We start from the raw sequence: 17,682 nt of genomic DNA on the forward strand, positions 1-17,682 counted from the left end.
TATTAGCAATTAAACTGCGTAAGGTAAGTCCAATGAAGACCACGGGATTGTTCAAAGCCCTGTTCGTTTCTGCACTCGTTCTCACCACCGCTTCTGCGCATGCAGAGGAAAAGAAGTGGGACAAGATCACGATCGCTACGGAAGGCGCTTTCCGTCCGTATAACTTCACCAAGCCAGATGGCACACTGGATGGCTACGAAGTTGATCTCTACAAGGATCTCTGTGCGCGCATGAAGGTTGAATGCACGCTGGTCGCGCAGCCTTTCGACGGCATTATTCCAGCGCTCAATGCTGGCAAGTTCGATGCGATCATGGCTGGCCTGACTGCTACGCCAAAGCGCGAAGAAACCATCGATTTCACCGTTTCCTACGGTCTGACGCCACAGACTTTCGCAACGCTGAAGGACAGCCCGTTTGCCAAGCTGCCGCATACTGGTGAAACGCTTTATCTTACCAAGGACGAAGCTGCTTCCCAGAAAGTGATTGATGAAGTTGCGGCTGAAATCAAGGGTCGCACAGTAGGCGTTCAGACTGCTTCGCTGGGTCTTTCACTGTTGGACAAATATTTTAAAGATTCGACAGATATCCGTGAATACAAGACGACCGACCAGCATGACCTCGACCTCAAGTCGGGCCGCGTCGATCTGATTGTTGCTTCATTGGCTTACCTTTCGGATGCAGCCAAGAAGCCGGGCAATGAAGACATCGTTATGACCGGTCCTTACTTCAAGGGTGGAATCTTAGGTCGCGGCGTTGCCGTTGGTATTCGCAAGAACGAGCCTGAACTCAAGCAGAAGTTCAACGAAGCCATCGAAGCTGCCAAGGCTGACGGCACGATTAAGAAGCTTTCCGAAAAGTGGTTCGGCTTCGACGTTACACCATAATCTGCTTAGATAAGCCCTAATGAGACGCCGCCCACCGGGCGGCGTTTTTTATGGCGGATAAAGCATGTTGCAGAAAAGTGGGAACCGCCTTTGTGGGCAAATCGGTTCACCGGACTGATTTTTATTCCCGCTACGATCCGAGAACGTCATGCGTAAAAACACGAAAATAGAGCGGGCATATTAGGTGCGATTAAGCGCGACACGCTCTAGCTTTTTTGTACGGCAAGCTTTTGAATTGATTTTATGCAGTATCCAACGCACAACCATTTCATACGGTTCTTTATGCCGTCAGTTATTGAGTGAAGAAAGAAGTTGCTGCGTTGACTGATGATATTGCCCATACCGAACTGATTGCAGTTTTAACTGCTGTCACAGGTGAGCAGCCACGCGTGATGACAGTTCATCAGGGCAGGGCTTTGCCATCCGGCCCGTTTGAATCAGAACACCGATCATTACAATCTGGCCTGCGGGCGTGGGTTCAGAAAGAAACCGCTCATCCGGTTGGCTATCTGGAGCAGCTTTATACATTTGCGGATCGTGACAGACATAAGCTTGGTGAGCGAACGATTTCAATTAGTTATCTCGGCCTTGTTCGTGAATATGACGGTGGTGATGGCTATGCCGGTTGGCATGGTTGGTATGATTATTTGCCGTGGGAAGATCACCGTCAGGGTGTGCCCGAGATCGTCAGGCATCTTAGCAATGATCTTCGTGTTTGGGCAGAACAGACTTCATCGCCTGCGCTGACTGCACAGCGTTTGCGGCGTATTGCCTTTTCCTTCGGCCTGAATGATGAGCGTTGGAATGAAGACCTTGTGCTTCAGCGCTATGAACTTCTCTATGAAGCTGGTCTTGTGCATGAGGCCAGCACGGTTGGCTCTGAAAACGGTCAGCATATGTTTGCTGACCATCGTCGTATTCTTGCGACGGCCATTGCAAGGTTGCGTGCCAAGATCAAATACCGCCCCGTTGTCTTTGAATTGATGCCGGACACGTTTACGCTTTTTCAGCTTCAGCGAACGGTTGAGGCGCTGGCAGGCTTGCGTCTTCATAAACAGAATTTCAGGAGACTGATTGAACAACAGGATCTTGTTGAAGAAACTGGAGAGAGTGACAGTGAAACAGGCGGACGGCCTGCAAAATTGTTCCGCTTCCGCTACTCAATTGTTGAGGAACGCGCACTGACTGAGCGGCACCTTGCAGGAAGTAAATTGCCGTTATCGCGGGAATAATTTAGTAGCTTATCCGACACTGAAAAGCAAAAATCCCGGACAAAGCCGGGGTTTTGTTGCTTACGGAAAACTGGAGCGGGCGAAGGGCTCCATATAAGATTGAACTATTTAAATTATTTCTCCATCAATATGTGGTTTTGTATCGTGGATTGTATGTTGTTTCGATACTTATAAGGACAGACATGTCGCCGTTGCTATAGATACGAATGGCAGCCGGTTAGAGATACGTTTTGTGCCAGTGGCCACCAAAAGGTTATCTGGCACTGGAAAAACGTACTGCTCTGCTCCCTAATAACTTGAAAAAACTTAGGTTTCAGACCGCTCTCGCCTTTCATCAGATTCTTAATTGCCAAGGATCGCCGGCAGACGCAGGCCTTGCTGCTTTGCCCAGTCGAGCGCTTCTTCGTAGCCTGCATCGGCATGACGCATAACGCCGGTTGCAGGATCGTTCCACAGAACGCGACCGATGCGCTCATCTGCTTCTTCCGAGCCGTCACAGCAGATGACCATGCCCGAATGCTGCGAGAAGCCCATGCCGACGCCGCCACCGTGATGGAGCGATACCCATGTTGCACCTGATGCGGTATTAAGAAGTGCGTTGAGCAATGGCCAATCGGAAACGGCATCCGAGCCATCCTTCATGGATTCGGTTTCGCGGTTTGGCGAAGCAACCGAGCCTGAATCGAGATGATCGCGACCAATGACGATCGGTGCTTTCAACTCGCCATTGCGGACCATTTCGTTGAAAGCAAGACCGAGGCGATGGCGATCTCCAAGACCGACCCAGCAAATACGGGCTGGCAGTCCCTGAAACTCGATGCGTTCTTTTGCCATGTCGAGCCAGTTGTGCAGGTGCTTGTTGTCCGGCAGCAGTTCCTTCACCTTGGCATCGGTCTTGGCAATATCTTCCGGGTCGCCGGAAAGCGCTGCCCAGCGGAAAGGACCAATGCCGCGGCAGAACAGTGGGCGGATATAGGCAGGCACGAAACCTGGGAAGTCAAAGGCGTTTTCCAGACCTTCTTCGAGTGCCATCTGACGGATATTGTTGCCGTAATCTACTGTCGGAATGCCCTGATTGTGGAAATCGAGCATGGCCTGAACCTGCACTTTCATCGAAGCACGGGCGGCTTTTGCAACAGCTGCCGGATCGCTCTCCTGCTTGGCGCGCCATTCAGCGACGGTCCAGCCGATTGGCAGATAACCATGCACGGGATCATGCGCCGAGGTTTGATCGGTCACGATGTCAGGGCGCACGCCGCGCTTGACGAGTTCAGGATAAATTTCAGCCGCGTTGCCGATCAGTGCGATGGACTTGGCTTCACCGGCCTTGGTCCATTCGTCGATCTTGGCCAGAGCTTCATCGAGGCTGTGGGTCTTTTCATCGACATAACGGGTGCGCAAACGGAAATCGGCGCGGGTTTCATCGCATTCGACTGCAAGGCAGCATGCGCCAGCCATGACAGCTGCGAGTGGCTGTGCGCCACCCATGCCGCCCAGGCCACCGGTCAGAATCCACTTGCCCTTGAGGTTGCCGTCATAATGCTGGCGACCAGCTTCAACAAAGGTTTCATAGGTGCCCTGAACAATGCCCTGTGCGCCGATGTAAATCCATGAACCGGCGGTCATCTGGCCATACATGGCGAGACCTTTTTTATCCAGTTCGTTGAAGTGATCCCAGGTAGCCCAGTGTGGTACGAGGTTGGAATTGGCAATCAGTACGCGCGGTGCATCCTTATGGGTGCGGAACACGCCGACTGGCTTGCCCGACTGCACCAGCAGGGTTTCATCGTCATTGAGGGTTTTCAGTGTTGCAACGATGCGGTCAAAATCGTCCCATGTGCGGGCTGCGCGACCAATGCCGCCATAGACGACCAACTCATGCGGACGCTCGGCAACATCTGGGTCGAGATTGTTCATCAACATGCGCAGGGGGGCTTCGGTAAGCCAGCTTTTGGCATTGAGTTCAGTGCCGCGCGGGCTGCGTACTTCGCGCTCATTATGACGTGGGTTGGACATGGTTTTCCCTTTTTAGAGAGTGGAAGCCGTCTGTTCGAGACGCTGCAAAAGTGTTTTGAGATGTACGCGAAGCTTTGCTGCTTTCGCCTCGTCATAGGCAAAAGGTACAGCCTCGGTGGTTAAATGAGTTGATTGCGCCAGTTCCATCTGGATGGCGTGGACGCCAGTTTCGGGGCGCCCGTAATGGCGTGTCGTCCAGCCGCCTTTGAAGCGACCATTGAGAATGGACGTATAGCCGGTGGCGTTCTGGGTCACTTCCACGGCTGCGGTTTCTATCTTTGGATCGCAGGTCTTGCCCATGTCTGTACCGATATTGAAATCCGGCAGCTTGCCTTCAAACAGGAACGGGATATGCGAGCGGATCGAGTGGCAATCGTAAAGGATCGCTACGCCGTGAATGGCCTTTACGCGTTCGATTTCGGCTGAAAGCGCATCGTGGTAGGGCTTGTGAAAGCGCGCAATACGATCAGTAATATCGGCTTCATTTGGTTCTTCGCCGTCTTTCCAGATGGCAACGCCGTCGAAATCTGTTTCCGGGATCAGTGTCGTTGTGTTTTGGCCCGGATAGAGGCTCACGCCTGCCGGATCGCGATTGGCATCGATGCAATAGCGATGGAAGGTGGCGCGAACGGTCGTGACATTGTCCAGAAGCCCGTCATAGAGCTGATGGATATGCCAGTCGGTGTCGGCAAGAATACGGCCATTGTCATTGAGCCGCGCCCAGATGTCTTCTGGTACATCGGTTCCGGTGTGCGGCAGGCCGAGAATGACAGGCGATGTGCCTTGGTGGACTTCAAATGCACTCATATTAGTTCCCCAGTTCAGGCAGGATATTGGCGCTGATGCTGGCATTGAGCGAGCCATCGGCGATGATGGCGCTTGCAGCTTCGAGATCGTTTGCCATGTAGCGGTCAATTTCCAGCGTCGGCACTTTTGCACGCAGAACTGCGATGGCAGCTTTTAATTCAGGACTGGTTTCAAGCGGGCCGCGCAGCTCGACGCCGAGCGCGCCGGTCAATGCTTCAATGCCGATGATTGCATTGAGGTTTTCTGTCATTTGCAACAGGCGGCGTGCACCATGGCAGGCCATGGAAACATGGTCTTCCTGATTGGCGGAGGTTGGCGTTGAATCAACCGATGCAGGATGCGCCATTTGTTTGTTTTCGCTCATCAGCGCTGCCGAAGTGACTTCCGCAATCATAAGACCCGAATTGAGGCCCGGCTTTTTCGCAAGGAAGGCTGGCAGGCCAAAGGACAGTGCCGGATCAACCAGAAGCGCAATGCGGCGCTGGGCAATTGCACCAATTTCACAGACAGCAAGCGCGATCTGATCAGCTGCGAAAGCAACTGGTTCTGCGTGGAAGTTGCCGCCTGACACAACACTGTCATCGGAAAGGACGAGTGGGTTATCGGTGACGGCATTGGCTTCGATTTCAAGTGTGCGTGCAGCTTGGCGCAGAATATCGAGGGCTGCACCATCCACCTGTGGCTGACAGCGGATGCAATAAGGGTCCTGCACGCGCTGGTCGCCTTCAAGGTGGCTCTCACGAATGACCGAACCAGACAAAAGATTGCGCAATGCTGCGGCCGTATCGATCTGGCCCTGATGGCCGCGCAAAGTGTGAATGTCTGGATGGAAGGGTGCCGTTGAACCCATCGCCGCATCAGTTGAAAGCGCGCCGGTGACAAGGGCTGCCTGCAATGCGCGATGCGCACGGAACAGACCGGCCAATGCCAATGCGGTCGAGGTCTGTGTGCCGTTGATGAGGGCGAGACCTTCCTTGGCAGCCAGAACGACGGGCTTGAGGCCGGCTTTCTTGAGGGCGTCAGCTGATGGAAGACGTTCGCCCTGATAGAAGGCTTCACCTTCGCCGATCATGGCCGCTGCCATGTGCGCAAGCGGTGCAAGATCGCCGGACGCTCCGACCGAGCCCTTGGCCGGGATCATCGGGATCACGCCTTTTTCAAGCATGGCTTCGATGAGGCTGATGAGCTCTAGCCGTACGCCCGATGCACCACGACCAAGCGAAATGAGCTTGAGCGCCATGATGAGGCGCACGATGTCTTCGCTCAGAGGTTCCCCAACGCCGCAGCAATGCGACAAGATCAGATTGCGCTGAAGTGTTGCGACATCTTCTGGTGCGATACGAATCGAGGCGAGCTTACCAAAGCCGGTGTTGATGCCATAAACTGGTGTTTCACCAGCGGCAATTTCGGCAATGCGGGCTGCTGCTTTTTCAACACCTGCATGAAAAGATGGATCGATACGGACAGCGAGCTTTTCGCGATAAATCTGTGCCAGCGTGCTCAGTGCAACACTGCCGGGATGCAAAACGAGGGGCATGGAAAACTCCATCGACGATTTAAATTAGATTTTGCCTTTGGAAACCCGCTTCCAGAGCGGGTTGAAGCCAATGCGGTAAACAAGCTCTGCCGGACGCTCGACGCTCCAAATAGCGAGATCTGCATCTTTGCCGACTTCCAGTGTACCAGTATGACCCAGAACGCCGAGGGCGCGGGCTGCTTCGCGGGTAACGCCCGCAATGCATTCATCGACTGTCATACGAAACAGTGTTGCGCCCATATTCATCGTGAGCAGCAGCGAGGTCAGCGGTGAAGTGCCAGGATTGTTGTCGGTGGCCAGTGCCATCTTTGTGCCAGCCTCACGGAAAAGCTCGACAGGCGGCTTTTGCGTTTCGCGGATGAAATAGTAAGCGCCAGGAAGCAGAACCGCGACGGTTCCGGCCTTTGCCATGGCTGCCGCACCTTCTGCATCGGTATATTCGAGATGATCGGCGGAAAGCGCATCATAGGAAGCGGCAAGCGCTGCACCATGCAGATTGGAAAGCTGATCAGCGTGAAGTTTCACCGGCAGATTATGTGCTTTAGCAGTATCGAAAACGCGGGCGATTTCATCCGGCAGGAAGGCGATGCCTTCGCAGAAACCATCCACGGCATCGGCCAGATTTTCGCTGGCTATCGCGGGCAGTATTTCGTTGACGAGCTTGTCGATATAGGCTGCTTTATTGCCATTCATTTCCGGCGGCAGAGCATGTGCGCCAAGGAATGTGGTGCGAATAGCCACATCGCGTTCATGCCCAAGACGGCGCGCCGCACGCAATGACTTTGCTTCGCTGTCTGTATCGAGACCATAACCGGATTTGACTTCAACCGTCGTCACACCCTCTGCAATCAATGCATCAAGGCGCGGCAGAGTTTCACGCACCAGATCGTCTTCGCTGGCCGCGCGCAGGTTTTTAACCGATGAAACAATGCCGCCGCTAGCACGGGCAACTTCCTCATAGGTGGCGCCATTGAGGCGCAGTTCGAATTCATGTGCGCGATTTCCGGCATGGACCAGATGCGTGTGACAGTCGATCAGTCCCGGCGTGATCAGGCGGTTTTCGCAGTCAATCTTCTCAAAAGATTCATAGTCAGCAGGGAGAGAATCTTCTGCACCGACATAGGCAATTTTGCCATGCTGGACGGCAATTGCTGCGGCTTCGATCAAGCCAAGGCCTTGCGCCTGCTCGTTGAGCGTTGCAATGCGTGCGTTGGTTAAAACGAAATTCGAATTCTGTGTCATGAGCGTTTTCTCGCTTCCCCTGTTTTTCGATAATGTATATACATATTGGCGAAGCCGCCAAGATAAAAAATGCATCCAATTGCGATCTGTTGAAAAACGGGTGTGCAAAATGGGTGGAAAGAGGAGCGAAAAAGAATGCCAGCCATGGTCGAGAAAACGCACTTTATTCATGCTAAACAAGCACTTTTGCAGACGGGCTGGGCAGAGGATGTGCGGCTTGGTTTAGCGCACGGAAAAATCGCTTCTGTGGAGACTGGGGTTGATGCGCAGCCGGGTGACGAACGCCATAAGGTGATCGTCGCGGGCATGCCGAACCTGCATAGCCATGCGTTTCAATACGGCATGGCTGGTCTTGCAGAACGGCGCGGACCATCGGCTGACAGTTTCTGGAGTTGGCGCGAGATCATGTATAAGTTCGCGCTGACCATGACGCCGGAACAGGCGGAAGCGGTGGCATTGCGGCTTTATGTCGATATGTTGGAAGCCGGATTTACGCGCGTTGGCGAATTTCATTATCTGCATCATGATCGCGACGGCACGCCATATGGCAATATCTCGGAAATGGCGGATCGCATTGTTGCGGCAGCGAAAAGCGCTGGCATCGGCCTGACCTTGTTGCCTGTTCTTTATGCGCATTCGACTTTTGGAGGTGCCCAACCCAATGAAGGCCAGCGCCGCTTTATCAATGATCAGCAGAGTTTCGCACGTTTGATTGAAGGTTGTCAGAAAGCCCTTTCTGGCTTTGATTGTGCAGTGCTTGGCGTGGCGCCGCACAGTCTTCGTGCCGTCACCCCTGATGAGCTGACATTCGCAGCATCGCTTTTGCCCGAGGCGCCGGTGCATATTCACATTGCCGAGCAGGTCAAAGAGGTTGAGGACTGTATTGCGTGGTCGGGCCAAAGGCCTGTCGAGTGGCTGCTTGACCATCAGGAATTGTCGTCACGCTGGTGTCTCATTCACGCAACGCATATGAGTGATGCGGAAACCACTCGCATGGCTCAGGCTGGCGCGATTGCGGGTCTTTGCCCAGTCACGGAAGCCAATCTCGGTGATGGCACGTTCAATGCCACCGTGTTCGACGCCAATGGTGGCCGGTTCGGTGTTGGGTCTGATTCCAATGTGCTGATCGGTATTGGCGATGAGTTGCGGCAATATGAATATTCGCAGCGTTTGTTGCATCGTGCGCGTAATGTGCTCGCGAAAAACGAAGGCTCGACCGGCCGTGCGGTGTTTGATGGCGCGCTGACAGGCGGCAATATCGCTATAGGTCGCGAAGGCGATGGTTTGAGACAGGGTGTTTCGGCAGATTTTGTGTCGCTTGATGTTGAGCGTCTGCCCCATGCAAAAGGCGATGCAGTGCTTGATGGCTGGATTTTTGCCGGTCGTGCGCGTGCCTCTGATGTGTGGGTGCGCGGCGTGAAACAGGTGGAGGGCGGACATCACCGCTTGCGCGATGCGGCAGAGCGTGCTTTCCAGAAAGTGATTGGCGAATTGCTGGATTAATCAAAGGGAACAAAGTGCAGGACAATTTATCCAGACCAAGTGAAGCGACCATATCGCTGCATCAGCGTATTCTGGATGATATTGAAACGCGCATTATTTCCGGCGAATGGCAGCCCGGTCATCGCATCCCGTTTGAGCACGAACTGACCGCGTATTATAATTGCTCACGCATGACCGTGAACAAGGCGCTGACGCAGCTGGCAAAGGCCGGTCTGATTGAGCGGAAGCGCCGTTCGGGCAGCTTTGTTTCCTTCCCGCAATCGCAAGCCGCGATTCTTGAAATTCATGATATTCGCGATGAGGTTGCAGCCCTTGGGCAACCTTATCGTTTTGAACTGCTGAAACGAAGTGAGCGGCTGAGCGGCCCTGCCGATGCCCGCCATATCGACATACCGCGCCATACGCCATTGATAGAACTCGTCTGCCGTCATTATGCAGGGAAGCGGGTCTTTGCGCTGGAAGAACGCATCATCAGTCTTGATGCCGTGCCGAGTGCAGCCGATACCAATTTTGCAGAGCAATCACCCGGTCCGTGGCTTGTGGCTTGTGTGCCCTGGAGCAGCGCTCAGCACTCTATTCGGGCGGTTGTCGCGACGGATGACAATGCTGTGACGCTTGGCGTGCCTATTGGTTCGCCTTGTCTTGTCGTTGAACGTCAGACATGGAATGCCGATCAGCCAGTGACGCATGTGCGCTTCACTTATCCGGGCGATAGTCATGCACTGGTGGCAAAATTTACCCCTTCGCAAAGTTGAATTTAACGACATTATGTAATTCTATTTGCATAAGGTCTATTTTTCGGCGAATTCTATTTAAAAGTGTAGCTTGCAATAGGCTTACGCCATAAATCAGTCTAAGTTTTCGCTCGCCCCCTCGAAGGGGCATTTGTGGTGGCGATCAACGGGCGATTTGACGCTGCATATTCTTGACACTGTTTCAGAAAATCAAGCCTCGCAATTAGAGCGCATTCCGAAAAGTGTGAAGTGGTTTTCGGACAAAGAGGCGTGTTAAAATAAAGGCTTAGAGTGCTGATCTGATCCAATCAGGTCAAAACGCGCACTAAGCGAGCTCTACAAATACGTGCACGGACGTAAAATGGCCTTCAGGCAACGCCGCCCTCCAAGTGAGGGCTGAATAAGGTCATCGCAAACCGCGGCTTTTTTGGGAATCTGCTTGCTTATTGTTATCAATCAACAGATGTTAAATCTATGCCAATCACAGCCGTTAGTGCTCTATTGCATACTGGAGGAGAACGTAAAGTGTCAAAGCTACTGAATGAGGTAGGGGGAATTCTGAATAAACTTGCTGAATCTTCACCGCGAGATATTCAGTTTGTTGCGGAGCGGCTTCACGACCATGCTGTTGAAGAACGGATGTCTGCGAGCGATTTGAGAGCTCTGCTGAGTGAGCTTGGATATAGCACTATATCCGGGTTTTGTGATGCTGCCGGAATACCAGCGCATGTAGTCAGACGCTGGGAGCGTTTCGGTGTTTCTTCAGAAATGCGCGCAGTGTTGCTGATGATGCAGACGCAGCGGCAGCGGTTTGAACAGGCCACCCACGAATTTGAGGCAATTACCCATGTCGGTCTGGTTGATTTCTTGCGTAGCCGTAAGGTTTAGCATTCCCGCATCAATCAAATGAGCGGGGTCATCATGCGCATGGCCGTTAGTCTTCGAGGAGGGCGGTGGCCGTTTGGCTGTCTGTGATAAGCACACTGGCCGAAACGATTTTAAGCGCAGCCTTCATGGCTGCGACCTTTGAGCTCCCCCCCGCAGCGAGAACGACCCGTTCGATTGCGGCAACCGTACCCAAATCAATCGACATCACCCGTTGATTGATCTCGTGATCGACGAGATGACCATTTTTGTCGACGAAGTAACACAGGATATTAGCGACAGCACCACAGGCGCGCAGCGGCTTTATCAGTTCGGATGCGACGATGCCATGTCGAAAGATTGTCGCGTCTTCCGAGACTTCACCGACGGTTAGAAGCGCGATATCCGCTTTCGCCGCCCGGCGCTGAAGACTTTGAAGTTCTGTCTGTCGCCACAAGAGGTCGCGAAGACCGTGTTCGTCCAAGATTACAGGGGCGGTGATCTGGTAACTGTCGACCTCATACACTTCCGCAACCCTCGCCGCGACGACAGATGGGTTGATCCAGCGCGAATGCGGTAGACTGCCTACCAGGGCCACGACTGAAGCCTCCTTGAGTTTGCGATGTTCAAGGAACTGAACGCTGGCATAGAGCGTTGCGCCGCCGCCGATGGCAAGCGTCATCCCGCTCTGCATTTCCTGGTCGAGATAAGAAGCAACAGCGTTGCCAAGTGCCTTTTCCAGGTTCTCGCCATTCTCCGGCGAGGGGACGACAATGGCCGATGCCAGCCCCCATTTTTCTTCAAGGCGGCGCTCAAGCTCAATTTGCTGTGCTGTCGCTGCATTGATGCGGGTGATAACAATCCCTTCTGCGGAAGCTACGGCAAGCGTGCGCATTACCTTGACGCGACTGATGCCCAGCAACTCGGCAATCTGCTCCTGCGTCATGCTCTCAACATAGTATAGCCAGACTATTTTTACCTTGAGATCGGATGATCTCAGCGGCCAGTTTTTTCCTGCCATCTCTTCTTTCGCTCCCCGGGCTTTTTTAACGCAGATTGATCTATAGCAAAAAGTCGCCACTCGTCGTCAACTGTTCAAAAGTATTTGACAAAGAACAAATGAACAATAATATGCTTGGCAAGGACACGAATAATGTTCCGCTAAAGGGAGGAAATAATGAAGAATTTAAGCAGGAGGATAAGCATCCTCACGGTTGGCTTTGCTGGTCTTATGTTTACCGGAACTGCACTCGCCGGATCGCTGACGCTTTATACGTCACAGCCTGATGCTGACGCGGCGCGGACGGTTGAGGAATTCCGAAAGCTCAACCCTGATGTCGATGTTCAGGTCTATCGTTCGGGAACAAGCGATATCATGAGCAAGCTCGCCGCTGAATTTTCGGCCGGTGCACCACAAGCAGACGTGCTTCTGATTGCCGATGCTGTCAGTATGGAAAGCTTGAAGGCCGACAACCGGCTGATGCAGTTTTCTGAGGCAAGCGTCGATGGCTTCGAGCCGGGCTCTGTTGATCCTGAAAAATACTATTTTGGTAGCAAGCTTATTACCACTGGGATTGCTTATAATTCTGCGGCCGAACAAAAGCCGCAACATTGGGCGGATCTGGAAAAGCCGGAATATAAGGGCATGGTTGTCATGCCGAGCCCTCTTTATTCCGGCGCTGCTGCTTTCCTCTTAAGTGGTTTTGTTGCCAGTGATAGTCTCGGCTGGAAGTTTTTTGACAGTCTTAAGGCAAACGAGGTCGTGAGCGTCCGAGGCAATGGTGCTGTGCTCAAGTCCATCGCGAGTGGTGAGAAACCCTATGGGGTTCTCGTTGATTTCATGGCGCTCAACGCAAAGGCCAAAGGTTCTCCAATAGAATTTGTATTTCCCCAAGAGGGGGTTCCGGCAGTAACCGAACCAGTTGCCATCATGTCAACGACCGCAAATGCTCAGGACGCCAAAAAATTCATTCGGTTTATCTTGTCTGATGCGGGGCAGGAGCTGGCGCTGAAACAGGGGTATCTGCCTGCGAAAACATCTGTTGGGAAGCCCGCATGGTTGCCGGATGGTTTAAATGTAAAAATCATGCCGATCGATACGCAGAAGGTTCTCAAGAACACTGACGCGGACAAGTCGCGTTTCTCAGAAATGTTTGGCGGCTAGGACCGAGAGACACATGCAGAAAAACGCTGAAACCAGCGGTCAGGGCCGGGACACGGTTCTGATCGCAGGGACGATCATTGTCGTTTCGTTGCTTTCGCTTCTCCCGATGGGACGCCTCCTTCTTGAGGTTTTCTTCCCCGCACAGGGCACAGCAATCGAAGCGATGGAGCGAGTCTTTTCCTCCTCAGCCACATGGACCGCAACCTGGCACTCGCTTTATGTTGGTGTTTTCGGAACGCTTTTCGCGGTTATTCTGGGAACAGCTGTCGCTTTGCTGGTCAGCCTGACCGATATTCGCGGACGCCCCGTTTTCATCTTCTTATATGTCACTCCGCTTCTCATCGCGCCGCAGGTGACTGCTCTCGCCTGGCTTCAACTGTTCGGCCCGGCCAGCCCCTTCCTCAAAATGATCGGAATTGCGCCACCACTGGGATCTCGCAATCCGCTTTATTCGTCTACCGGCATTATTATGCTCCTTGGCGTCCAATATGGACCACTGGTTTTTCTCATTGTACGGGCAGGACTGCGTAAGCTGCCGCGTGAACTCATCGAGGCAGCACTGAGCAGCGGCGCAAAAAAGCTGACCGTTCTGCGGACCATCATCATTCCTCTGATGGTGCCGTCAATTATCGGCGCCACTGCGCTTACATTTGTGTCTTGTGTCGGCAATTTTGGCATCCCTGCCTTTCTTGGTATTCCGGCAAACTATCTTGTGCTGCCGACATTGATTTATCAGCGGCTGAGCGGTGGCGGCCCGGCTGTGCTTAGCGATGTTGCAACCTTGTCAACATTGATCGGCCTCATCGCCATCGCTGGGATTGTTGCACAAGAATATGTTTCCCGCTGGCGTGATTACCGCATCGCCTCAACCTCGCTGCCAGCCAGCCCATTTGAACTTGGAAGCTGGCGGATCTGGATTGAAGCTGTAATGCTGCTGATTGTGGTGGCTGTGCTTGGTCTGCCGATCCTCGGTCTCGCTCTGACATCGCTTGTCAGTGCTTATGGCACACCGTTGAGATGGGAAACGGTAACGCTGTCAAACTACAGCTTTATATTGTTTGAACATGCGGCCACCAAACGCGCTTTTATGAACAGCCTAGGGCTTTCTCTTGCGGCGTCTTTCTTTGCGGTGCTGATTGCGGTCCCGCTTGCCTATATTACCACTTGGCGTAAACGGTGGTGGACAAGACTGTTTAATCTGACCGCTGAACTGCCTTATGCTCTGCCAGGTGTTGTAATGGCAATAGCCTCGCTGCTGCTGTTTTTGAAGCCGCTACCGCTGTTTGGCTTTCAGATCTACAATACAATCTGGATCATTCTTTACGCTTATCTGGCGCGCTTTTTCGTCCTTGCTTTACGGCCGACTGTAAGCGGGCTCCACCAGATCGACCGGTCGCTCGAAGAAGCAGCCCAGGTGGCTGGTGCAAGCCTGTTCATGCGCTTACGAACGATCATCTTTCCCCTTGTCGCACCCGCAACACTTGCAGGCGGCGTTCTTATCTTTCTGACGGCGTTCAGTGAACTGACGGTTTCCGCTCTTTTGTGGGCATCAGGCTCTGAAACGATTGGGGTCGTCATCTTTTCCTTCGAACAAGGAGGAGATTCAACATATGCCGCTGCCACATCGATTGTAACGATACTGGTAACAATCTTTCTTATGCTGTCGACGAATTTGTTCGCACGGCGTCTGCCTGATGGAGTGCTACCATGGCGGGATTGAATATTAAAAATCTCACAAAAAACTTTGGAAACTTCGATGCGCTTTCCAATGTGACGCTCGATATCAAAAATGGTGAATTTGTAGCCGTCCTCGGACCGTCTGGCTGCGGAAAAACCACTTTGCTGCGCGCGATTGCTGGTTTTGAGAAGATCACCAGCGGGTCAATTCATGTGGGCGAAAAGGTGATGTCTGCAAGCGACAGGCATGTCGCTCCAGAAAACCGTCGTGTGGGCATCGTCTTTCAGAACTATGCGCTGTGGCCGCATATGACGGTCGCCGAAAATGTCGGTTACAGTCTGCGCGTTGCACGGGTTGCAAAGCCTGAACTTGATCGCCGCGTAAAAGAAGCGCTGGAATTGGTCGATCTCACTGGTCTTGGTGATCGGCGGCCTGCTAATCTTTCGGGTGGTCAGCGGCAGCGTGTGGCGCTTGCGCGATGCTTGGTTGCTGCGCCGTCGCTGGTGCTGTTTGATGAACCCCTGGCAAATCTGGATGTGCACCTTCGTGCCTCGATGGAAGACGAATTTGCATCGTTCCACAAGCGTACAGGAACGACAATTGTCTACATCACCCATGATCAGGCAGAAGCCATGGCACTTGCCGATCGGATAGCTGTTATGGACAAGGGAAAGCTCATACAGTTTGCCAGTCCGCGTGAGCTTTATGAGCGCCCTCAAAGCGAAATGGTCGCCTCATTCATTGCTAATGGAATGGTGCTTCCTGCCAGAGTCGTCAGTGCCGAAAAAGACGGGCAGTGCGAGGTTGAAGTATTCGGACAAAGGGTTGTTCTGCGCTGTGCCTCGGGGCAGATGGTACAAGCTGATGCGAAAATCTGCATACGGTCTGAGAATATAGAGTTATGCAGTGATAACGGTATAGAACTTAAGGTGCGGCGGCGCATCTACCGCGGTGGCGGCGCTCGTATCGAAGCGCATCCGGCGGATCATCCTTTAATAGAATTGACATTTGATCTTCCTGATGGGGCAGGGGGGCAGGAAGGCGAGACCATTTATATTGCCATTAATTCGGGCTGGGTCATTCCTCAAGGAGCGTCGAGATAATGCTGATAGATCTCTACGGTGGTTTTGGAGAAAAGGGGCGAACCAGTGTCGGTATCAGCAGTGACACCCGCCTTCTTTTTGATGCGGGTATTAAGGTGGGGGCGAAGGGGCGCGGCTATTACCCTACCATCGCTGAACAAGATGTTGCGGCGCTGGACGCTGTCTTCATCTCTCACGCCCATGAAGACCATATCGGAGCCTTGTACTGGCTGTGCGCCTGCGGTTTTAAGGGTACGTTTTACATGACCGGTGAAACACTGCTGGATGCAGAAGGCATGCTTAGCCAGTATGCTGATCCATCTCATCAGCAGATGCATCCGCTGGCCACAGCTTCCATCAAAGTGTTCAATCCGGGGGAGAGCATCCGAATTGGAGGGAGCGAGATTTCCTCCGGGCGGTCTGGACATGTGGCGGGTGGTGTCTGGTTTTCTGTTACCACGGCGTCAAAGCGCGTTGTCTATTGTGCAGATGTTGTTCCGAACAGCGAAGTTTTTGTGATGGACCCGCTGCCTCAATGCGATCTGGTTATTCTGGATGCGTCTTATGGTGGCGATCCTGTTTCCGCTAAAGATCGCATTCGACAGATTGGAGACTTTATCAGCGAGCACAGCGGTAAACTGGTGCTGCCGGTGCCGTTATCGGGGAAACCTCTGGAACTGATGGCGATTTTGCCCGGGCCTTTCGCCATTCACCGTGAGATGCGTTCGTCGCTGATCGCGCAAATTGAGGTGCCTGACGCGCTTTCGACTCAAACAGTGCAAATATTACGGTCAAAGCTTGATAAGGCATCGGACTGGCATGAAGGGGTGGCTTTGCCGGATTGTCCGTTAATGACATTTGACGGCATGGGCAGTGCAGGGCCATCTATAGAGGCGTTAAGACAGGCCGCTGTAGAACAGGTACCGGTTCTGCTGACGGGTCATGTCCCGGATTATACGCCCGCACAGATTTTGCTCGAAAAGAGGCTCGCAACGTGGGTCAGGCTTCCCACCCACCCGACCCGGCCTGAGAATCAGGAACTCTGGCAGAAGGCTGGAAAACCCATGGCGCTCGGTCATTCCTGTACATCCGAGAAGCTTGAAGAATTAAAGCCCTATCTACCGACGCTCGATACGACAGCAATGTCCGGCTCGCAGCTTTCGATCTGAATGGAGATGAAATGAGAATTCTTGTCGCAAACGATGACGGTATCGATGCACCCGGGCTTAATCACCTCATCAAGGTCGCAGAGCACCTCAGCGATGATGTGTGGGTTGTGGCGCCCGATGGCAAGCGAACGGCAGCGAGTGCATCCATTACCATCGGGCGGCCGCTCACAATGGTTGAGCGCGCGGAACGTCGATACGCCTGTTCAGGCACGCCAGCGGACTGTGTGGTCACTGCAATGACCTGGCTTTTTGACGGGCAGAAGAAACCGGATCTCGTACTTTCCGGTATCAATGACGGTCGCAATGTCGCTGAAGATCTTGCTTATTCCGGCACACTGGGAATCGCGCGGGAGGCGACGTTTTGGGGCATTCCCGCGATCGGATTTTCGCGCGTTAAACAGGCTTTGGAGGCACCGCATGATATTGATTGGCTTGCGGGTTTCGTTCGCCGGATATTGGAGCAGCGTGAAGCGATTTTTCTGGAAGGGCATTGGCTAAGTGTCAATATCCCCGGAGTTCTGCCCGCTCCTGTGGTGCAGCCACGCATTGGTCGCGACAAAATCGGGACGCGTGCAGAAATCTTATCACAAGACGGGCAGAGGACTGAAATTATCATCCCGCGCGGCCGCGCGCATACGGCGCATGATGGCGATGACAATGATCTGATTGACCGTGGAAATGTTTGCGTCAGCCGTTTGAACTGGTTTGGCGAGACGGTGCTAACGGCTGATTGTTTTGCTGGCATTCAACAAGTGTGAGAGGCGCGAATC

The 17,682-nt window shown here is 53.2% G+C and carries 15 protein-coding genes; 10 read left to right on the top strand and 5 right to left on the bottom strand.

Annotated features, from left to right (window positions below):
- The first annotated feature begins 32 nt into the window (after positions 1–32).
- Together VBH83_RS09380 and VBH83_RS09385 are read left to right on the top strand one after the other, a co-directional pair.
- Entirely contained in the window at positions 33–884 is an 852-nt protein-coding gene (locus tag VBH83_RS09380; protein ID WP_265986824.1) for a transporter substrate-binding domain-containing protein, read from the top strand.
- Between the two features lie 320 nt (positions 885–1,204).
- Complete coding sequence (locus VBH83_RS09385; protein ID WP_265986825.1) at positions 1,205–2,116, top strand: NrtR DNA-binding winged helix domain-containing protein; 912 nt, start codon at positions 1,205–1,207, stop codon at positions 2,114–2,116.
- Between the two features lie 342 nt (positions 2,117–2,458).
- On the opposite strand, the gene hutU is transcribed toward VBH83_RS09385, so the two are convergent.
- The 4 genes from hutU to hutI are packed head-to-tail and all read right to left on the bottom strand — an operon-like array spanning position 2,459 to position 7,718.
- Positions 2,459–4,132, bottom strand: coding sequence for a urocanate hydratase (gene hutU / locus VBH83_RS09390; protein WP_396997361.1), 1,674 nt, complete (start codon positions 4,130–4,132; stop codon positions 2,459–2,461).
- Positions 4,133–4,144: 12 nt separating this feature from the next.
- Complete coding sequence (gene hutG / locus VBH83_RS09395) at positions 4,145–4,939, bottom strand: N-formylglutamate deformylase (RefSeq protein ID WP_265987190.1); 795 nt, start codon at positions 4,937–4,939, stop codon at positions 4,145–4,147.
- Between the two features lies 1 nt (position 4,940).
- Positions 4,941–6,476: a histidine ammonia-lyase gene (gene hutH, locus VBH83_RS09400; RefSeq protein WP_265987189.1), complete on the bottom strand. Its 1,536-nt coding sequence runs from the start codon at positions 6,474–6,476 to the stop codon at positions 4,941–4,943.
- Positions 6,477–6,500: 24 nt separating this feature from the next.
- Positions 6,501–7,718 (bottom strand): imidazolonepropionase, encoded by a 1,218-nt coding sequence (gene hutI, locus VBH83_RS09405; RefSeq protein WP_396997363.1) that lies wholly within the window; start codon positions 7,716–7,718, stop codon positions 6,501–6,503.
- 135 nt (positions 7,719–7,853) lie between these two features.
- Between hutI and VBH83_RS09410 the strand changes: the two genes are divergently transcribed.
- The 3 genes from VBH83_RS09410 to VBH83_RS09420 all read left to right on the top strand — a co-directional run bounded on the left by VBH83_RS09410 (position 7,854) and on the right by VBH83_RS09420 (position 10,843).
- Positions 7,854–9,221: a formimidoylglutamate deiminase gene (locus VBH83_RS09410; RefSeq protein WP_396997365.1), complete on the top strand. Its 1,368-nt coding sequence runs from the start codon at positions 7,854–7,856 to the stop codon at positions 9,219–9,221.
- A gap of 14 nt (positions 9,222–9,235) precedes the next feature.
- Entirely contained in the window at positions 9,236–9,976 is a 741-nt protein-coding gene (gene hutC / locus VBH83_RS09415; RefSeq protein WP_265986015.1) for a histidine utilization repressor, read from the top strand.
- A gap of 504 nt (positions 9,977–10,480) precedes the next feature.
- Entirely contained in the window at positions 10,481–10,843 is a 363-nt protein-coding gene (locus tag VBH83_RS09420) for a hypothetical protein (protein WP_265986016.1), read from the top strand.
- A gap of 46 nt (positions 10,844–10,889) precedes the next feature.
- On the opposite strand, the gene VBH83_RS09425 is transcribed toward VBH83_RS09420, so the two are convergent.
- Positions 10,890–11,840, bottom strand: a complete 951-nt coding sequence (locus VBH83_RS09425) for a sugar-binding transcriptional regulator (RefSeq protein ID WP_265986018.1) — start codon at positions 11,838–11,840, stop codon at positions 10,890–10,892.
- 156 nt (positions 11,841–11,996) lie between these two features.
- Here VBH83_RS09425 and VBH83_RS09430 point away from each other — a divergent pair, with 156 nt between their 5' ends.
- From VBH83_RS09430 to surE, 5 genes are read left to right on the top strand one after another with little or no spacing between them, the layout of a single operon-like run.
- Entirely contained in the window at positions 11,997–12,983 is a 987-nt protein-coding gene (locus VBH83_RS09430; RefSeq protein WP_396997368.1) for an ABC transporter substrate-binding protein, read from the top strand.
- Between the two features lie 13 nt (positions 12,984–12,996).
- Complete coding sequence (locus VBH83_RS09435) at positions 12,997–14,703, top strand: iron ABC transporter permease (RefSeq protein WP_265986020.1); 1,707 nt, start codon at positions 12,997–12,999, stop codon at positions 14,701–14,703.
- Positions 14,691–15,764 carry an ABC transporter ATP-binding protein gene (locus tag VBH83_RS09440; RefSeq protein ID WP_265986022.1) on the top strand — a complete coding sequence of 358 codons (1,074 nt, stop codon included), beginning with the start codon at positions 14,691–14,693 and terminating at the stop codon, positions 15,762–15,764. The genes VBH83_RS09435 and VBH83_RS09440 overlap by 13 nt, the downstream gene beginning before the upstream one ends.
- Positions 15,764–16,912, top strand: a complete 1,149-nt coding sequence (locus tag VBH83_RS09445) for an MBL fold metallo-hydrolase (RefSeq protein ID WP_265986024.1) — start codon at positions 15,764–15,766, stop codon at positions 16,910–16,912. The genes VBH83_RS09440 and VBH83_RS09445 overlap by 1 nt, the downstream gene beginning before the upstream one ends.
- 11 nt (positions 16,913–16,923) lie before the next feature.
- Entirely contained in the window at positions 16,924–17,670 is a 747-nt protein-coding gene (gene surE, locus VBH83_RS09450) for a 5'/3'-nucleotidase SurE (RefSeq protein WP_265986026.1), read from the top strand.
- Positions 17,671–17,682 lie beyond the last annotated feature (12 nt).

Origin of the sequence: Ochrobactrum sp. S1502_03 (genome assembly GCF_044435015.1) — a bacterium.
Taxonomy (GTDB): domain Bacteria; phylum Pseudomonadota; class Alphaproteobacteria; order Rhizobiales; family Rhizobiaceae; genus Brucella; species Brucella chromiisoli.